Source organism: Breznakiella homolactica (assembly GCF_016616095.2).
Taxonomy (GTDB): Bacteria; Spirochaetota; Spirochaetia; order Treponematales; family Breznakiellaceae; genus Breznakiella; species Breznakiella homolactica.
The window spans coordinates 2,045,959-2,063,828 of sequence record NZ_CP067089.2; the positions used below are offsets into that span (position 1 = coordinate 2,045,959).

Genomic DNA, 17,870 nt, shown 5'->3' on the forward strand with positions numbered 1-17,870 from the left:
ACCGCGCAAGGAGATAGGATGAAAGCACTCAGCCTCGACCGGAAAGCCGCCCGCTCCGGGGTGGGCATGGTACTTCCGGCGATGATTATCCTCGGAGTATTTATACTGTACCCGATTGTTCAGTCTTTCTGGATGAGCCTCCACGACTGGAATATTCTGAAAAACCAGAGATCCTTTACGGGGATTTCAAATTATACAAAGGCCTTCAGCGACGAACGCTTTATAGGCGCCATGAAGAATACCCTGATCTATACGGTGAGTTACGTACCGATCCTGATCGTAACATCCCTTATCACCGCGGTATTCCTGAATTACGGATTTACCGGCGCGGGCTTTTTCAAGGGGCTGCTCTTTATACCGGCGATTACATCCATGGCGATCATCGCCATCATTTTCCGGTTTCTCCTGGACGGTGACATCGGGCTGGTGAGTATCTGGCTGCGGAACGCCGGACTGCCGGTAAAGGATTTTCTCAGGATGCCCGAGACGGCCATGGGATCGGTAGTTTTCGTGGGGATCTGGCGTCAGCTGGGATTCAACACGGTGATCTTTCTTTCCGGCCTGAACGCCATCCCCGACAGCCTGTATGAGGCCGCGGAAATCGACGGAGCCGGACGGTTCAGGCAGTTTATTTCCGTCTCGCTTCCCCTGCTCATGCCCACGATGAGTTTCGTGCTCATCACCAATCTGATCAACTCCTTTCAGGTCTTCGATCAGATTTACGTCATGACCAAGGGCGGCCCCATGTTCAGCACCGAAGTGCTGGTGTATTACATTTATTACCGTGGATTCAATGTGTTTGATATGGGCTACGCCTCGGCGCTGGCGTTCCTGCTGTTCTGCATAATCCTGGTCATTACACTTTTCAATCTGAGGGGATTCGGCAAGGCTGAACGGGGCGGAGGTTACGGATGACGAAACTTTCAAAACCCGCCAACGCGATTTTTCTGCTGCTCTTCATCTGCATCGGGGTGATTTTTTTTATTCCCTTCCTGTGGATGTTCCTTTCGTCGTTTAAGCCCGAGGCGCTGATCATGGGGCAGCCGGAAAAACTGTTTCCCGCAAAGGTAACCATGGACAACTACCGGAGCCTGCTGACCCAGATACCCTTCGGGCGGTTCCTGTTCAACTCCCTGTTCTTCGCCGGAGGCGTTACCCTCTGCTCACTGGTCCTGGATTCCATGGCTGGGTACGCCTTCGCGAAACTTCCCTTCAGGGGGAGCCCGGTCCTGTTTATTCTGGTACTGATCACCATGATGGTCCCCTTTCACATTACCATGATTCCCCTGTATCTGATGATGAGCAAAGTCAGAATTATCAACACCTTCTGGGGACTCATGCTGCCGCGTTTTTCCAACGCCTTCGGAATTTACTTTATGCGCCAGGCCTTCCTGTCGGTGCCCAACGACCTCATGGACGCGGGAAGGATCGACGGGCTTTCGGAATTCGGTATCTTCCGGCGGATCATGCTTCCGGTGGTGACGGCGTCTCTTTCGACCCTGGGGGTCTTTCACTTCATGTACAACTGGAACGATTTTCTCTGGCCCATGCTGATGACCAACACCGTGGAGATGCAGACCCTGCCGGTGGGACTCGCCCTGTTCCAGGGGGAGCATGTTATGGAACACGGCCCGATTTTCGCCGGCGCGGTCCTGTCGATCCTGCCTATTCTGGCAATCTTCCTGGCTTCGCAGAAAACATTTATCAAGGGGGTTGCCCTGAGCGGCATCAAAGGATGAATCATGAACAAAGCTGACACCTCGAAGTTTCTCTGGTGCGCGGGTATCGAGGATACTTTCATAGCGGACCCCTTCCCCGCCACGGGAAAGACCCTGGATGAATACGAACTGACCGGCCATTACGGCCAATGGAAAGAGGACTTCGACCGGGTGCAGAACCTCGGGGTGGACGGGCTTCGCTGGGGCATGCCCTGGTACAGGGTGAACCCCGAAAAAAATAAATGGGACTGGACCTGGACCGACGAAACGATCCCCTATCTCGCCGAAGAAAAGGGCATCACCGTGATCCTCGACCTGATGCACTACGGCACTCCCCGCTGGCTGGAACATGCTTTTGTCGATCCCGATTATCCGGCTTATGTTGAAGAATACACCGCCCGGGTTATCGAACGGTACGGAAAATGGCTCACCATGGCGACACCCTTCAACGAACCCCATACGGCCTGCGAGTTTGCCGGCAGCCGCGGCCAGTGGCCGCCCTACGGCACAGGCTGGGACGGGTACGTCCGGGTGCTCAGGGGAATCGTGTACGGCGGACTCCGGCAGACGAAGCTGCTCCAGGAAGCGGGGATCCTCTGCGTTGAGGTTGAATGTTCCGGCGGTGCGGTGGCGGCGGAGCCGCGGTACGAGGAACAGGCTCTGCTGGAACGGACCGTTCAGTCCATGTATTTCGATTTCCTCACCGGCGATATGGAGGCCCTGGAACCGATCCGGCCGTTTCTGCTGGACCACGGCATGACGCAGAAGGACCTTGACTTCTTCTCCGCCAACGGAAGGCCCATCGATATCATGGGAATAAATTATTATCCGCAGTTTTCTTTCCAGGAACTGTACACCGGGGAAGGCGGCGGCATGGAACGGCGGAACCATCAGGAATGGACCGAAGATCTCCGGCGTATCGTGGAAAGACGGTACGAAAAATACCGCTGCCCCATGATCATCACCGAGACGAGCATCCGGGACGACCAGGACATGAAACTCCGGTGGCTCCGGGAATCCGCGGACCTGGCGGTGCAGCTTAACCGGGAGGGGCTGCCCCTGATCGGCTATACCTGGTTTCCGGTGATCGATATGTACGACTGGGAATACCGGATAAATCCGGGCCCCAAGGAAAACTTCAAAGCCCGGTTCGGGTTCTGGGACCATGAACGGAACGCGAACGCCTGTGTCCCGCTCTACCGGGACATAATTTCAGCGTATAAGGAAAGGGAAAATGGAAAGTAACCTGCCCCGGAGCGAATACCCGCGGCCTGACTTTAAACGGAACATCTGGCACAGCCTCAACGGTACCTGGAATTTCGCCTTCGACGACAGCGAAACCGGGGAAGCCCAAAACTGGCACCGGGACGGCGATTTCACCGGCACCATCACCGTGCCGTTTCCCTATCAGAGCGCCGCCTCCGGGATCGGCGACACCGCGTACCATCCGGTACTGTGGTACTCCCGGTTATTCACGGTGCCGGAAAACTTCGGCGGAAACCGGATCCTCCTGTGTTTCGGGGCCGCGGATTTCGAGGCTAAGGTCTGGCTCAACGGCTGCCTGCTCGGAAGCCACACCGGCGGATATACCCCGTTCTCCTTCGACATCACCGATGCCGTGTCAGCAAAAGGGAACAACCGGCTTGTGGTCTCGGTGACCGACCGGAACGATACGGACCAGCCCCGGGGCAAGCAGTACTGGGAAGCAAAACCGGACCGGTGCTGGTATACCCCTTTCTCGGGGCTGTGGCAGTCCGTATGGCTCGAAGCCGTCCCGGATGTGTACTGTACGCATATCAGCCTGATCCCGGATATCGACAGCTCCAGTGTTTCCGGGTGTCTCAGGCTCAGTGCCGCTCCGGCGCAGGAACTGCGGTGTTCGGCAGCTGTACAATTCAAAGGCCGGACAATCCAGACCATGGATTTCTCCGTCCGGGAACGGTCAACTTCATTTACGATCCATATCCGGGAGGAGGATTCCATTGATGAAATCCATTACTGGACCCCGGAAAAGCCAAATCTCTACACCGTCACATTCAAACTGGCCGGGAGCGAAGGAACCGACGAAGTTGCGTGTTACTTCGGGATGCGGAAGATCTCAATCAGGAACGGCCGCATCCTGCTCAACAACAAACCCCTGTACCAGCGGCTCATCCTGGACCAGGCCTACTGGGACGACGGACTCGTCACTCCGGTTTCGGACGAAGAATTCAAACGGGATGTGGAGCTGATAAAGGAACTGGGTTTCAACGGAGTGCGGCTCCACCAGAAAATTGAGGACCCCCGGTTTTACTACTGGGCCGATACCCTGGGACTCCTCGTCTGGGGAGAAATGCCCAGCGCCTACCATTTCAGCCAGGATTCGCGGAAGCATATTATCAGTGAATGGCAGGCTTTTATTGAACGGGATATGAACCACCCGTCGATCATCTGCTGGGTTCCCCTCAACGAATCATGGGGAGTCCGCAATATCGTCAGCAGCAGAGTCCAGCAGGAATTCGCGGTTTCCTTATACCATCTGACGAAATCCATGGATCCCTCCCGGCTGGTGAGTACCAACGACGGCTGGGAACAGGTCACGTCGGATATATGCGGACTCCACGATTACGTCAGGGACGGCGCGGAATTTACACAGCGCTGGGCCGACCTGCCGGCGCTGATGCGCGGGGCGGCACGGGACCGGCTCGCATACGCCGGCGGCTATTCATACCAGGGAGAACCGGTGCTGGTCACGGAATTCGGCGGCATCGCCTTTGCCCGGGACATGGACGGCGGCAATTGGGGATACGCCGGCGGCGCGGCGGATGAAGCGGGATTCCTTACACGGCTGGAGGAGCTGGTGAAGGCCATTCTTTCGGTAAAAGAAGTCCAGGGGTACTGCTACACACAGCTGACCGATGTGTTCCAGGAAGTAAACGGTCTGCTGCACAGCGACCGGAAACCAAAACTCCCTATGAAGGAACTCCGGAGGATCTTCACCCTGCTTCCTTAAAAAAATAAAACCATACCGGCGTGCCGGGAAACCGGCCGCCGATTCAGCCGAGGCGCACCGTAAGGCGGATATCCTGGGGAAAGTTCCCGAACTTTGAACCGAAGATATTGATGCCTCCCCGGTTCTTGGCGTCCTCCTTCACCCCGATCCGCAGAACAATCGAATCGTACGAATGAACAGCAAGATCCTGAACCGTAACCTTCGACAGCTGCCCGCCGTCCATCCAGGATCCCCGCTGGTCCACCGTCCAGGTTTTGAGAAATCCCGACTGGCTGTCGTTGGTGTTCCACCATTTCGGGGTGAGCAGCCCGCGCCGCCCGCCCATATCCCCGGGGGCGGTCCAGGAGCCCAGGTCCCGGCCGTTGATCCAGACGGTGATATCCGACGGCCATTCATCGTTGTGCCCCGGATACTCGGAGCACAGTTCAGCGCTGAATTCGATCGCCTCAATTTCCGCGCCGGCCTTGAAGTTCTTGGGGAACCGGTATTCGAGATATCCCGAGGAAAACCATATCAGCTCCGCCCCTGCCCGGGCCGGATTGAGAAAGGAAACCACGGAGTCGTAGAATCCGATCACCTCCGCCGCGGAAACGAGGCCGCAGGGAGCGGTAACGCTGTAATCATTAAAAAGGCCGATGGGCATTTCCGTTTCGATGGCGCGGCTGTCTTCGTATTCATTTTTGCTGACCAGGGGCAGGATAATTTTTTCATACCGTATGGAACAGATTTTCTGGCTTCCCTTGGTTTCCGCCGGTACCTGACGGGTTTCAATCAGGCTGGCCTTTTCCAGAATCTGGACATTCATGGTGCAGGTTGACTGGGGAATATCAAGGGCGTCGCAGAGCTGCTTGATATTCATGTCCCCCTTTTCCAGGAGCCCGAGAATCTTCCGGCGCAGGTCTGAATCAAGGGCGCGGGCGATGGCGGGAGTATCCTGCAGGGTTGCAAAAAGTATGTTCTGACCCATGAAATTATTATATCATATTCACTTGATATAATACAGTGAAATTCCGATTTAAACCCGGGCAACCGCATTATGTAATAAAGAAACTACAGTACCGATACTAGAAGTATTTGTTTATGGATAGTAGCACCCCCTGGAACCGGCCCCGCACGCTGCCGGAAGCATCCATCCATACCAGAAACCCTGCCCACGGCAGGGCAACCGCATGATGAATAGAGCATAAGCCCGGAAGCATGGGGCAGAGCAGGCAGCGGGGGGTGTCGTATGAAAAGCAATACCGCTGTGCGGATATTGTTTTCATGCGACGGGACCCCTGGACCTGGTTTCACCATGCTTCTGGGGATAGGCCGTAATTATAATGCGGTTGCCCTGTGATTTAAACCCGGGGCCGGTTTACCGCTGTTTTGGGAACCCTGCCCTCCAGGACATCCCGGGCGTTCATGGCCGTGCGGGTTTTGAGGATGGAAACCGCCTCCTGGCTGTAATAGGCGCTGTGGTCGGTTAGGATTACATTATCCATCCCTATCAGGGGGCTCGACGGCGGAAGCGGTTCCCGTTCGAATACATCGAGACCGGCGGCGCCGAGTTTTCCCGTATTCAGCGCCTCGATAAGATCATCCTCGTTGATTACCGGTCCCCGGGAAGTATTGATGATGATGGCGCCGTCCTTCATATTCGCTATAGTACGCCGGTTTATAATATGCCGGGTATCCTCCCGGAGGGGCAGATGGAGGGAAATAAAATCGGAGCAGCCGATAACATCGTCAAAGGAAGCGGCCTCGCCGAACATACCCGGAAGCAGTTTCCGTTCAATGCTGGGATCACAAACCAGTATCCTGCTGAACCCGAAGCCCTGCACTTTTTCCCAGAACGCCCGGCCGGTAGCTCCGAATCCGAGGATCCCCAGGGTACGGCCGGACATGCGCCTGATCGGCTGGTTGAGGTTCCAGCCGCCCCGCCGGACCCCCCGGTCCTTAAAGGGAATCCGCCGGACACAGCAGAGGAGCATCCCAAGGGCGTGTTCCGCCACCTCCTCGGTGCAGTAACCGGGAACATTGGTGACCCATATCCCTTTTTTTTCCGCCGCCCGGATATCCACATTGTCATAGCCGATCCCATACCGGGAAATAACCCTGCACCGGCGCAGTTTCTCCACCACAGCGGCGGTGACCGGAGCCTGGTTAAGAAGAATCGCGTCGGCGTCGGCACAGGCGGCGATAACATCCGGTTCGGTATGGCAGTCCGCAACAACCAGTTCCGCGGAAAACCCGGAAAAAGCCTGTTCCTCTTCATCATTCCAGCCGAACCGGTCGTCGCTTATGACTATTTTCATCATCATCCTTCTTTGGTACTATGCATCTATGATCAAGTACATACTGTTTGACATGGACAACACCCTGTATTCCCCGCGCTTCAAAGTCGAAGACGCCGTGGGAGAACGGATGAACAAATTCCTCGCGGATTTTCTTGACATTCCCATCGATGAAGCGGTCCGGCTCCGGCAGACCCATGTTCCCAAATACGGCACCACCATGCAGTGGCTGGTCGCCGAAAAAGGCTTCACCGATATCGACGGCATGTACGCCGCGGCGTATCCCGACGGGGAAGCCGACAGCCTTTTTCCGGATCCGGAACTCCGCACATTCCTCACGCAGCTTCCGGTCCCCTACGCGATACTGACCAATTCACCCATGGAACACGTTCACCGGGTTCTGGACCGGCTCGCCGTCAGAGACCTCTTTTCCCATATTTTCGACATCCGCTGGGCCGGACTGAAGGGTAAGCCTTCGGCGGAAACCTTCCGCCGGGTCCTGGAAACGGTGGACGCGGAGCCGGAAACGACCCTCTTTGTGGATGATTACCCCCTCTTTGTCGAAGGTTTTCTGAACATCGGCGGCAAGGGAATTCTTATTGATGAAGAAAACCGGCATCCCCAGTGGCCCCACGCTAAAATACGGGAGCTCACGGAATTGCTGGAATTTCTGGACTAAAAACGCAGGAGCGGTCAGGCGGGCGGGGAATATTTTTCGTAATGCACCCGGGATACATCAAACCGGTTAACCATTTCGGGCTGTTTTTCCGGATAGCCTAAAGCAACCAGGGAAAAGGGAATAATGCGGGAAGGCAGACTGAACCGGCCGGAGAATGCCCGGACCCGTTCCCCGTCGGGATACCAGCCGAGCCAGACCCCGCCGAGATCCTCATCCACAATCTGGAGAAGCATATTCTCCGTGGCCGCCGAGAGATCCTGGATCCACCAGTTCGCGCCGTTTTCCCGGGGTTTCGCCGCCGTCAGGTCAACGCAGACAGCTATTATAACCGGAGCGTGTTCCGCCGGCCCCGCGTAGGGACTCATCCGGGATATATCCTTCCTCGCGGCGGCATCGGTTACGACCAGGAACTCCCAGGGACGGAGGTTGATCGCCGACGGCGCTTCCATGGCCGCGTGGAGGATGCGGGTAATTTTCCCCTGTTCCACGGGCTGGGGCAGAAATTTCCTGACCGAACGGCGCTTAAAAATATTAGTCATGAAGGGCTCCTTTTTTAACTGAAAACCGCCGGAACGTTATGTACGGCGGTTACGTAAAGCATAGACCGAAACGGACGGCCGGTCAATTTGCGGGAGTAGCATAGAGGCTGACAAGCCGGAAAGCACCCGTGTTTACCGGTTCCGCGGGTCCTGTCGTATACAAAAGGGATTGGCTCCTCGTCGGCCTTCGGCCTAGAAAGTCGCTCAATCCCTTTTGTATACGACACCCGGTGTTACCGTCACGGACGGATGCTTTCCGTCTTAGCTGGCTCTATGCCGCCCTTCGCGGGAGGTAGGCTCCTATATCATCCCGGAAACGGCCTCACCCCCAGCCCCCTCCACAGCAAGGCACCCGCAGTATATACAGAACAGCGGCACAGAAGCATGGTGTGAAACGGTAACACGGGGTGTCAGATGGAAAGAAATACCCCTTGGGGTGTTTTTTTCATCTGACAGGACCCCACAAAACGCATCTCCATGCTTCTGTGCCGGGCACCGCATACCGCAGGATGCCCTGCCATACCTTGAAACAAAGCCGCGGCGCCGGATATTATAGGAAAATAATAAGGAAGATCTTTTCGGGTTTATCGGAAAAGACTATCCCTACAAGGAGCTGCAGACAGCAATGGCTAAGTACCCGTTTGAGACCATCGAACCGAAATGGCAGAAGTTCTGGGAGGAAAACAAAACCTTCCGGGCTGCCGAAGATCCGGCAATCCCCAAGGACAGGCGTCAGTACGTCCTGGATATGTTCCCCTATCCTTCGGCCCAGGGCCTGCATGTGGGCCATCCCGAAGGCTATACCGCTACGGATATTTACTGCCGCTACCTACGGATGAACGGATACAACGTGCTCCACCCCATGGGATTCGACGCCTTCGGCCTCCCGGCGGAAAACTACGCCATCAAGACCGGCACCCATCCGTCGGTGACCACCGCGGAGAATATCGAAAAATACCGGAAACAGATAAAATCCCTGGGATTCTCCTACGACTGGGACCGTGAGGTGGATACCTCCAGTCCGGAGTTCTACAGATGGACCCAATGGATTTTCCTCAAATTGTTTGAAATGGGCCTGGCCTATGAATCGGATACCCCGATCAATTGGTGCCCTTCCTGCAAAACCGGCCTCGCCAATGAGGAAGTCAAGGACGGCGCCTGCGAACGCTGCGGCACCAAGGTTACCCGCAAGCGTATCCGCCAGTGGATACTGAAGATCACCGCCTACGCCGAACGGCTTCTGGAGGACCTGGACGGTCTGGACTGGCCCGAGCCGGTCAAGCTCATGCAGCGCAACTGGATCGGCCGGTCCGAAGGGGCCAACGTCGTCTTCAAAATCGACGGCCACCCTGACGAGCTTGAGATCTATACCACCCGGCCGGACACCCTCTTCGGGGCGACCTACATGGTCCTTGCCCCGGAGCATCCCCTGGTAAAAAAGATAACCGCCCCGGAACAGAAAGCCGCGGTGGACGCCTACCTTGAAGAGGCGGCAAAAAAGAGCGACCTGGAACGAACGGACCTGGCGAAGGTAAAAACCGGGGTATTCTCCGGAGCCTACGGGATCAACCCGGTAAACAACACGAAGATCCCCATCTGGATCGCGGACTATGTGCTTATCTCCTACGGTACCGGCGCCATTATGGCGGTCCCCGCCCATGATGAACGGGACTGGGAATTCGCAAAAACATTCAGCCTGCCCATAATACAGGTGGTCGCTTCCGAGCCGCCCGCGGCGGGAAAGGACTATTCCCGGGAACTGGCGGAGTGTACCGCCGCCGACGGCTGGGCGGTTAATTCCGGCCAGTTTGACGGAACCCCCACGGCGGAATTCAAAAAGAAAATAACGGACTGGCTTGAGGAAAAAGGTATCGGGAAAAAAGCGGTCAACTACAAGCTCCGGGACTGGATCTTCAGCCGCCAGCGCTACTGGGGAGAACCGATCCCCATCATCCACTGCCCCAAGGACGGCATTGTTGCGGTGCCGGAGGATCAGCTCCCCCTGACTCTGCCTGAGGTAAGTTCCTACGCTCCCACGGGTACCGGAGAATCCCCCCTGGCGGGGATCGACAGCTGGGTCAACACCACCTGCCCCGTATGCGGCGGACCGGCCAAGCGTGAAACAAATACCATGCCCCAGTGGGCCGGTTCCTGCTGGTATTACCTGCGGTACCTGGACCCCCACAATGATAAAGCCTTTGCCGCCCAGGATAAAATCGATTACTGGATGCCCGTGGACCTCTATGTGGGAGGAACGGAGCACGCGGTCCTCCATCTCCTCTACAGCCGTTTCTGGCACAAGGTGCTTTACGATCTGAAGCTGGTAAATTCAAAAGAACCCTTCCAGCGGCTGGTCAACCAGGGAATGATCCTCGGTGAGGACAACCAGAAGATGTCCAAGAGCCGCGGGAACGTGATCAACCCCGATGACATTGTCCGGGAATACGGCGCCGACTCCATGCGGATGTACGAAATGTTTATGGGCCCCCTGGAAGTTTCCAAACCCTGGACCACCGCAGGTCTCGTCGGAGTCTCCCGTTTCCTGGAACGCCTCTGGGCAGCCGGCGAAAAGCCCCTTACCGATGAGCCCGGCAGCAATGAACTGATGAAGCTCATGCACAAAACCATCAAGAAGGTTACCGAAGATACGGCTACCCTCAATTTCAATACCGCCATCAGCGCCATGATGATTTATTCCAATGAGCTTGCGAAACTTCCGGAAATTCCCCGCGGACTCTGGGAGCCCATGGTGCAGATGCTTTCCGCCTATGCCCCCCATCTCGGGGAGGAATTGTGGGAGAAAATGGGCAACACCGGATCGGTATCCCTGTCGGACTGGCCGGCTTTTGACGAAGAGCTCGCCGCCGATAATGAAGTTACCGTGGTCGTGCAGGTAAACGGCAAGGTCAGGGATAAATTCACCGCCGCCGCCGGGACCCCCAGGGAAGCGCTGGAAAAAACAGCCCGGGCGCTCCCGGGGATACTCAAGTGGACCGAAGGCAAGGAAATCGCCAAGGTTATCGCTGTCCCGGACAAGCTCGTCAACATTGTTGTGAAGTAAGTTCCATGGAAGGCCTGCCGGTCGCGGTTTTCTGCGAAAAAATAGGGTTCCGGGATGAGGCCCTCCGCTTCATCCTGGACTATCCCCTGGCTGAAAAGGACTGGCGGGCTTACCGGGCTTTGTTCTTCCGGGACCAGGAGCGGTTTATCGCCGCTGTCCAGGAAACCGAAGACAGTCCGGGGTTGTTCCTCATTTTGTACGCCAGGCTTTCGGCGGAAGCTTTCGGGGAATACCGGGAACGGAACATTCCGGAAGGTATTTTTTTCGGCACATTCATGGACCTGTTCTTCTGGCATGAAAATTATTTCAGCCAGACCGGGAAACACGGTATCGCTGTTTCCCGGTGGATGCCCCGGCACATACTGCTGCGGATTTTCAGGCTTGGAAGGCTCCAGTTTGAACCCCAGGCCCTTAGTCTCGATCTTGAAGCGGAGGGGATGGTTTTCCGCACCGGGGACCTGGTTCTCAATGTTCATATACCCCAGGGAGCCCCGCTGGTTCCGGAGGAATGCGAAAAATCATACCGGGAAGCGCTGCTTTTTTTCCGCGGAATAAATCCGGTTTTCATCTGCAATTCATGGCTGCTCTTTCCCGGCCTGCCGGAACTGCTCCCGCCGGAAAGCAATATCCTGTCTTTCCAGAAACCTTACCGGATTTACGATGTTGCCCTCGATTCCCGCCAGGGGGAAGAACGCATTTTCGGCACAGTGCTGGACGATCCCCGGGATTATCCCGAAGGAACAAACCTCCAGCGCAGCGCCAAGGCGTATCTTACCGCGGGGAACCGCATCGGACAGGGAAAGGGATTTTTTTATTATGGCTTCCATTCCGGGGAAACCCGGCAATAACTCACTTTGCCGGGCTGGTAAAATCGAGAAAATTCCTCTCGAATATTTTTTCGAGAATGCTCTCCGGGAGATTGAGGCCGTGCATCACCGTGGGAGACCGGCCCATGACAAAATCCTTGTCCACCTCGAGAATATAATCTTCCTTCCGGGTCAGAAAATCCCGTATGAGATTAATCCGGAATTCACTGTCCTTAATTGAAAGGGGGACCGCTTCCTCTGATACCAGACAGTCGGTCCCGATGTCCGTACCGAAACAGATTCTGTCCTGATATTCAACGAAAAACTTTTCCGCCGCGTCGGCCTGTTCCGAAAGATTGTAGAACATCTCTATCCCCGGAGTCAGGTCGATCCGCACATTGGGATACTTCCCGAAAATCTCCGCAAGCCGGGGCAGCTGCCGGGACAGAAAAAAGAAATGAGCAAAGATGACGCGCAATTTCCGGTGGCGTTCCAGAACGGCCAGTATCTGCCGGTATTGTTCTTCATTGTTGATATACGTTTCATCGTAGTACCAGCCCAGCGCCTTCGCGCTGTCCCCTATCTGGGAAATATCCCAGAATTCCTCGGGATCGTTTACATGGATGAGCAGGGGAACCTGCCGGTCCTCCAGAAAGGTCCAGTAAGCGTCCCAGAGGGGATCGTCGAAATCCGGAATTTCCCAGCGCTTCCGCACATCCGGTTTCCCCTCCAGCATTTTTATTCCGGTACAGCCCATTTCCATAAGCCGTTCCGCTTCGCCTGCCAGGGCGGAGGAAAGTTCGGTCCGCGGCAGGCGGTACACATCCCTATTGATTCCGCCGAATACATAAACCGGCACCGGACAGGTTTTCCCGAACTCGAAGGCCTCGGCCTCGGCCGAAAGTACACCCTTTTTCGGTACACACTGCAGGGCGACACCGCTGAGCCGGTATTGTTCGATAATTGAATTCAAACGTTCCGCTCCGGCGGATTGTACATAATGGATGTGACAATCGATCATAGTTCATTATACCATACTTTCCCGGCGGCAGCGGACATTTTCAAGTTTTTTTTCCAGTTCCGCCCGACGGTTCCCGGAAATCAATTCCTTGAACCCGGAGAGACTCGATTCAAACTGTTCAATACGGAAGAGAAGCTGATTCCGGTTCTCAATAAAAAGTCCCGCCCACATGGGAGCGTTGATCATGGCTATCCTGGTGAGATCCTCAAAACTTCCGCCGCCGAACCGCGTTATGGCGGTATCATCCTGGCAGTCGATCAGGGAAGAAGCGATAACGTGGCAGAGCTGGGATGTAAACGCGATGTTCCGGTCATGCTCCTCCGGGGTGGTTTCCGTGATCCGGCCGAAACCCATCCGCAGGATAAGGTCCCTGATAAACCGGAGGTTTTCCGGACGGTTCCGTGCCAGGGGTGTGAGGATGTAGTTTTTCCCGGTAAAGCTGCAGGCCGCAGCCTGGCGGAATCCGCCTTTTTCACTGCCCGCCATGGGGTGCCCGGGAATAAAATCGAGATCCTGGGGAAGTTCATGTTCCATTGATTCCGCGATCGTTCTTTTGACTCCGGTGACATCGGTTATGATTGTTCCTGGACGGAAAGCGGCCATATTGTTTTTCATGAATGCGAGGGCATCTTCCGGGTTGAGGCAAATAAATACCACATCGCATTGTGAAAGCATGTCCGCGGCCCCGGCAAATCCCGCATCAATGAGGCCGACTGTTTCAGCTTCCGCAAGAATTTCCCGGTCGATGTCATGGGCAAGGATGCGGCCGTCCGGTCCGCTGACAACCTTGGAACGCAGTGCCATGGCGACAGCCCCGCCCATGAGTCCGAGCCCGGCAATCCCGTAACAGAGATTTTCCATCTCTTTCATAGAGTCTTCCCTTCCATTGCCGCGTATTTCCCGATGGAATCCATCAGCGAAGAAAATTCTTCCGGGGTCAGAGACTGCTCACCATCGGAGAGGGCGTTTTCCGGATCATTGTGGACTTCGATTATGAGACCATCCGCGCCGGCGGCGACCGCGGCTTTTGCCATGGCAGGGACAAGCCAGTTTATTCCCGTGCCGTGGCTCGGGTCTACTATAACCGGCAGGTGGCTTTTTTTCTTGAGGAAGGGCACGGCGCTCAGGTCAAGGGTGTTGCGGGTATAATTGTCGAAACTCCGGATACCCCGTTCACAGAGGATAATATTTTCGTTTCCTCCGGCCATGATGTACTCAGCCGCCATAAGCAGCTCCGAAACCGTGGACGCTAAACCCCGTTTAAGCAGCACCGGCTTCCGGCAGCGGCCGAGTTCCCTGAGGAGCGTGAAATTCTGCATATTCCTGGCTCCGATCTGGATTATATCCACCCCGTCGAACACTTCGAGCTGGTGAATGGCCATGAGTTCCGTCACCACCGGAAGGCCGGTTTCACGCTTCGCTTCCATAAGCAGGTCGAGGCCCTCGCAGCCTAATCCCTGGAAACTGTAGGGAGAGGTCCTCGGCTTAAACGCGCCGCCCCGCAGGAAACCCGCCCCGGCCTGCTGTATCTTCCGGGCCACCGAAACTATCTGTTCCCGGTTTTCCACTGAACAGGGACCGGCGATTACGGCGAGGGTTCCGGCGCCCACAGACCGGGGCTGGCCGTCTCCGCCATAAACGGTGATGCGGGTATCCTCGGGATGGAAAAGCCGGTTAGCCATTTTATATGGTTCTTCCACCCGGATAATCTTTTCCACCAGGTGGTGGGCTGTAAGCCGGTCGGCATCGATGCGGCTCGTATCCCCCACAAGTCCCAGAATTATCCGTGACTGTCCCTCCGAACAATGGACATCAACACCATGCCGCTTTAAACCTTCGGTAAAAGCTGCCAGGTCCTTCTTTTTTGTACCGTTCCTCACTGCGATAATCATATACTGCTCCTCACTCCGTTATTCATGCATCCGCTCCGGCGGATTAAATTTGGGCATAAAAAAAGGGAGACTCCCTGCGGAGTCTCCCTGTTAAAAGGCGATCAGAAGCTTTCTAGGAACACATCCTAAAAGCCCTGCACTCCGCGGTTTTTGGGGACAAATAAAAATAATAAAAGTAAGCCTGGCTGGCAGAAGAGAAGGTTTGTCCTGTCCGGTTATCCGCGGAATCGTTCATCAATAAATCCTTGGTCAAAAGTGTACGGCAATCAACCGGGATTGTCAATATTGGGGAAGTACAGCGTCTTTTAAGCCGGAAAGCATCCGCGGGTGCCCGATCCGGGGTATTTTAACTATCCTATGCCGCCGCAGCCTTCAGCCGAAACACTTTTCGTAAAACCCGGCGTAATCCTTTCCATCGATTTCGGCCAGGTCAATATTGTTGGCCTCCAGCATCTGGATCTTAGCCTTGGTCTTTGCGTCGTAGTCCGCGTTTTTTTTGATGAAATACCGAATCCGGTTTTTCCGTTCCGCCCGGCCGCTGTTTATAAGCCTGCTCCGGTGGATAATAAGCCACCATAGGTCTGATTCCACAAAATCCAGGGAAAGGCCGATGATATCTATGTCGGCGTCAAAAAAATAATCCATCCACGTCCCGGGACTGTTCCCGCCGGGGTCCTTCTTCCGTTCAATATCCTGCTTTATCAGGCGGTTCCGCATGGTTTGGATATAGGCTGAATAATGCTCGTATCCCAGGCAGATGGTCCGGGGATAACCGGCCTCCCCGTGGATATGCCACACACTGGTACCCTTTGCGTCAATCCGCCGGTACAGGCTGTACCGGGTCTCCCGGGTTTCCGAATCGAAGGGGCCTCCGCTGCCGGCGGCGGCTTTCTCAACGGCGTAGTCGTAATTGGTGGTCAGGATCGTGGAATAGTTTTTCAGCACAAGATTGTGAAAATTGTTGGGCTCGATCTTTTCCGTTTCCTTCGCGATGAAGGAAAGGAGTTCCGTTTCATCCTTGATCAGCTCCTCCCGGAAAGCCCGGGAGAGGATCTCCTCGTACAGCAGCGTGAAGGGTTTTTCCGCCTTGGAAATTTTCCCTGAACCGTATCCGCCGATCAGATGATCTACCAGAGTATCCCAGGAGTAATCAGCGGAAAACCGGTTTATTCCGTTGCCCAGCAGCAATACCGCAGCCATGTTTCCTCGTCATTATAATGAATAATACAGCACATCCGACCACTCCCCGAATCCCAGGAGCCAGTCCCGGTCCTTGGGCTGTTCCGCCGCGTCCCGGTAGAACTGTTCAATTTCGCCGTCAATGTTTCCAAGCTGTTTCAGCAGGTCCCGGTTCTGTTCCCCGAAATCCCGGTCTTCCATCTGGTACAGCTCCCCGCATTCCAGAACAAAATACCGTTCCTCCGGAATCCCCGCGAAAAATTTCCGGGTTTCCGCGAGAAGCCGTTCCAGCTCGGCGGTATCATAGAGATCCCTGGTTTTCAGTTCCTCAATAAAAGCGTACATCCGCTCCAGTCCCGGCCGGTATTCGCCGATGACGGCGATGGGATCTTTATAATCAAACAGGATTGAAGACACTTCCCGGGGATTCACCGAAAGAAGGAGTTTGAAACACAGGGGAACTCCGTAGTTCCATTCCCCGATGGAGGCTGCGGGATCGCCGTCCTCACGCTTCCGCTCCGTGGGATCAAAATTTACGGCGTAAAGGTAACTTCGGTTTGCCATGGTACCTCCTGTCTATCGCAGCGCCCTGTTCAGTAAAAACAGGGTCTTTTCATTTTCAGTTTTTGATTTTATTGAATAAAAACTCACGGCGTAAGCCAGCTCCCGGGTCCGGCTGATGCCCGGAACAATGAGCTTATCATCCTCCATATCCAGTACTCGGCCGGAAAGAAGTTCCCGGAAACCCCGTTCATCTTTGCTGTAAAAAAACTCCAGAAGTTCCCCGCCCCGGATGGTAAACCAGCCGTTACCCGCCTGGGTGTTGAAACTCATCACCCGTATATCCGGTCCTATTGCCGCCGGCGTCCAGGTATTGAAAAAAGGTTCCCCAATTTTCATAATTTCCTGTTCCGCAACAGCACCGTTCCGGTCAATCTCCAGTACCGAGATTTTCCCCTCCTCTTCCGCCAGCAGGCGGGACGGGCCGCCGAAACTCAGACTGAGAACCTGCTGGAAGAAACGGCCCCCGAGGTCAATGGTCCGGCGGCGGAGCTCTTCTCCGGCGGCGTTTATTTCCCGGTGGAGAAAGGAGTTCCCTTCCCGGGCAATGAGGTGGAGACTGTCACCGTCAGGATATATTTTATTATCCCGGGGAAGGGCGGCTTTTTTATTATGCCGCTTTTTTAAAACACCGTCTTTGAATTCCATAAGCAGAAGCCTGTCCGGTTTTGTATCCGACCACAGATCCGCGTCATGGAAAACCGGAAAGGCACCGCAGATACCCGCCCAGCGTCCCAGAAACGGACGGTGTCCTTTGGGTGTTTCCATTTCAGCCCGGCCAAACAGGGGAACGGTGATTTCCAGCTCCCTGTCAGGGTCGTAAGCGACCAAAGATACCCAGGGGCGGCCGCCGGGATCAAGAAACAGGCTGGGAAGAATTCCCGCGGTTTCCTGCAGGTGTGGTCCGGCAATGCCGTCACTGCCAATAAAACTATACACCGGATCGTAGGTGCCGTCAGCTTTATAGACATAATCGGCCAGGATGGTTTTGCCGTCCCAGCCGATCTGGCCATGGGCGGAAATACCGTTTTCCGTTTCCAGGATGGTCATGGGACCGAATTCCGTCTCCCGTGTCCGTGTTTTCACGTTTGCATATTCTTTTAATTCGTTCATACAGCAGCCTCCTCCCGGTACCGACAAAAGCAG

General features: G+C 55.3%; 16 protein-coding genes. 7 read left to right on the forward strand and 9 right to left on the reverse strand.

The window, feature by feature from the left end; translation table 11 throughout:
* Positions 1–18 precede the first annotated feature (18 nt).
* Genes JFL75_RS09340 through JFL75_RS09355 form a run of 4 tightly spaced genes read left to right on the forward strand, consistent with a single transcriptional unit; the run spans position 19 to position 4,710 of the window.
* Entirely contained in the window at positions 19–915 is an 897-nt protein-coding gene (locus tag JFL75_RS09340) for a carbohydrate ABC transporter permease (RefSeq protein ID WP_215626414.1), read from the forward strand.
* Complete coding sequence (locus JFL75_RS09345; RefSeq protein ID WP_215626415.1) at positions 912–1,739, forward strand: carbohydrate ABC transporter permease; 828 nt, start codon at positions 912–914, stop codon at positions 1,737–1,739. The genes JFL75_RS09340 and JFL75_RS09345 overlap by 4 nt, the downstream gene beginning before the upstream one ends.
* A 3-nt stretch (positions 1,740–1,742) precedes the next feature.
* On the forward strand, positions 1,743–2,963 hold the full coding sequence (locus JFL75_RS09350) for a family 1 glycosylhydrolase (protein WP_215626416.1): 1,221 nt from the start codon (positions 1,743–1,745) through the stop codon (positions 2,961–2,963).
* Positions 2,953–4,710 (forward strand): glycoside hydrolase family 2 protein, encoded by a 1,758-nt coding sequence (locus JFL75_RS09355; RefSeq protein WP_215626417.1) that lies wholly within the window; start codon positions 2,953–2,955, stop codon positions 4,708–4,710. The genes JFL75_RS09350 and JFL75_RS09355 overlap by 11 nt, the downstream gene beginning before the upstream one ends.
* A 43-nt stretch (positions 4,711–4,753) precedes the next feature.
* Here JFL75_RS09355 and JFL75_RS09360 read toward each other — a convergent pair whose 3' ends face one another.
* Both JFL75_RS09360 and JFL75_RS09365 read right to left on the reverse strand, forming a co-directional pair.
* Positions 4,754–5,677 (reverse strand): ArsR/SmtB family transcription factor, encoded by a 924-nt coding sequence (locus JFL75_RS09360; protein WP_215626418.1) that lies wholly within the window; start codon positions 5,675–5,677, stop codon positions 4,754–4,756.
* Between the two features lie 373 nt (positions 5,678–6,050).
* Positions 6,051–7,013: a C-terminal binding protein gene (locus JFL75_RS09365; protein WP_215626419.1), complete on the reverse strand. Its 963-nt coding sequence runs from the start codon at positions 7,011–7,013 to the stop codon at positions 6,051–6,053.
* Between the two features lie 22 nt (positions 7,014–7,035).
* On the opposite strand from JFL75_RS09365, the gene JFL75_RS09370 reads away from it, so the two are divergent.
* A complete protein-coding gene (locus JFL75_RS09370) occupies positions 7,036–7,665 on the forward strand; it encodes an HAD-IA family hydrolase (RefSeq protein ID WP_215626420.1) in 630 nt (209 codons plus the stop codon).
* Positions 7,666–7,679: 14 nt separating this feature from the next.
* On the opposite strand, the gene JFL75_RS09375 is transcribed toward JFL75_RS09370, so the two are convergent.
* Positions 7,680–8,204 carry a nitroreductase family protein gene (locus JFL75_RS09375; RefSeq protein ID WP_215626421.1) on the reverse strand — a complete coding sequence of 175 codons (525 nt, stop codon included), beginning with the start codon at positions 8,202–8,204 and terminating at the stop codon, positions 7,680–7,682.
* Positions 8,205–8,829: 625 nt separating this feature from the next.
* Between JFL75_RS09375 and leuS the strand changes: the two genes are divergently transcribed.
* Together leuS and JFL75_RS09385 are read left to right on the forward strand one after the other, a co-directional pair.
* Positions 8,830–11,265, forward strand: a complete 2,436-nt coding sequence (gene leuS / locus JFL75_RS09380; protein ID WP_215626422.1) for a leucine--tRNA ligase — start codon at positions 8,830–8,832, stop codon at positions 11,263–11,265.
* Positions 11,266–11,270: 5 nt separating this feature from the next.
* Positions 11,271–12,113: an acyltransferase domain-containing protein gene (locus JFL75_RS09385; protein WP_215626423.1), complete on the forward strand. Its 843-nt coding sequence runs from the start codon at positions 11,271–11,273 to the stop codon at positions 12,111–12,113.
* Position 12,114: 1 nt separating this feature from the next.
* Here the strand turns inward: JFL75_RS09385 and JFL75_RS09390 are convergent, their stop codons facing one another.
* From JFL75_RS09390 to JFL75_RS09415, 6 genes are all read right to left on the reverse strand, one after another.
* Positions 12,115–13,044, reverse strand: a complete 930-nt coding sequence (locus JFL75_RS09390; RefSeq protein WP_215626424.1) for an amidohydrolase family protein — start codon at positions 13,042–13,044, stop codon at positions 12,115–12,117.
* Between the two features lie 54 nt (positions 13,045–13,098).
* Positions 13,099–13,962: a prephenate dehydrogenase gene (locus tag JFL75_RS09395; RefSeq protein ID WP_215626425.1), complete on the reverse strand. Its 864-nt coding sequence runs from the start codon at positions 13,960–13,962 to the stop codon at positions 13,099–13,101.
* A complete protein-coding gene (gene aroF / locus JFL75_RS09400) occupies positions 13,959–14,984 on the reverse strand; it encodes a 3-deoxy-7-phosphoheptulonate synthase (RefSeq protein ID WP_215626426.1) in 1,026 nt (341 codons plus the stop codon). Before aroF ends, JFL75_RS09395 begins: the two co-directional genes overlap by 4 nt.
* Positions 14,985–15,356: 372 nt before the next feature.
* Positions 15,357–16,184 carry an SIR2 family protein gene (locus tag JFL75_RS09405; protein WP_215626427.1) on the reverse strand — a complete coding sequence of 276 codons (828 nt, stop codon included), beginning with the start codon at positions 16,182–16,184 and terminating at the stop codon, positions 15,357–15,359.
* A 12-nt stretch (positions 16,185–16,196) separates the two neighbouring features.
* Positions 16,197–16,727: a DUF7822 domain-containing protein gene (locus JFL75_RS09410; RefSeq protein ID WP_215626428.1), complete on the reverse strand. Its 531-nt coding sequence runs from the start codon at positions 16,725–16,727 to the stop codon at positions 16,197–16,199.
* A gap of 12 nt (positions 16,728–16,739) precedes the next feature.
* Entirely contained in the window at positions 16,740–17,837 is a 1,098-nt protein-coding gene (locus tag JFL75_RS09415) for a hypothetical protein (RefSeq protein WP_215626429.1), read from the reverse strand.
* Positions 17,838–17,870: the final 33 nt, after the last annotated feature.

Coding starts and splice junctions, on each gene's coding strand:
- JFL75_RS09405 (WP_215626427.1), bottom strand. CDS start 16,184: ATGGCTGCGGTATTGCTGCTGGGCAACGGAATAAACCGGTTTTCCGCT.
- leuS (WP_215626422.1), top strand. CDS start 8,830: ATGGCTAAGTACCCGTTTGAGACCATCGAACCGAAATGGCAGAAGTTC.
- JFL75_RS09365 (WP_215626419.1), bottom strand. CDS start 7,013: ATGATGATGAAAATAGTCATAAGCGACGACCGGTTCGGCTGGAATGAT.
- JFL75_RS09375 (WP_215626421.1), bottom strand. CDS start 8,204: ATGACTAATATTTTTAAGCGCCGTTCGGTCAGGAAATTTCTGCCCCAG.
- aroF (WP_215626426.1), bottom strand. CDS start 14,984: ATGATTATCGCAGTGAGGAACGGTACAAAAAAGAAGGACCTGGCAGCT.
- JFL75_RS09355 (WP_215626417.1), top strand. CDS start 2,953: ATGGAAAGTAACCTGCCCCGGAGCGAATACCCGCGGCCTGACTTTAAA.
- JFL75_RS09410 (WP_215626428.1), bottom strand. CDS start 16,727: ATGGCAAACCGAAGTTACCTTTACGCCGTAAATTTTGATCCCACGGAG.
- JFL75_RS09385 (WP_215626423.1), top strand. CDS start 11,271: ATGGAAGGCCTGCCGGTCGCGGTTTTCTGCGAAAAAATAGGGTTCCGG.
- JFL75_RS09350 (WP_215626416.1), top strand. CDS start 1,743: ATGAACAAAGCTGACACCTCGAAGTTTCTCTGGTGCGCGGGTATCGAG.
- JFL75_RS09340 (WP_215626414.1), top strand. CDS start 19: ATGAAAGCACTCAGCCTCGACCGGAAAGCCGCCCGCTCCGGGGTGGGC.
- JFL75_RS09360 (WP_215626418.1), bottom strand. CDS start 5,677: ATGGGTCAGAACATACTTTTTGCAACCCTGCAGGATACTCCCGCCATC.
- JFL75_RS09345 (WP_215626415.1), top strand. CDS start 912: ATGACGAAACTTTCAAAACCCGCCAACGCGATTTTTCTGCTGCTCTTC.
- JFL75_RS09395 (WP_215626425.1), bottom strand. CDS start 13,962: ATGAAAGAGATGGAAAATCTCTGTTACGGGATTGCCGGGCTCGGACTC.
- JFL75_RS09370 (WP_215626420.1), top strand. CDS start 7,036: ATGATCAAGTACATACTGTTTGACATGGACAACACCCTGTATTCCCCG.
- JFL75_RS09415 (WP_215626429.1), bottom strand. CDS start 17,837: ATGAACGAATTAAAAGAATATGCAAACGTGAAAACACGGACACGGGAG.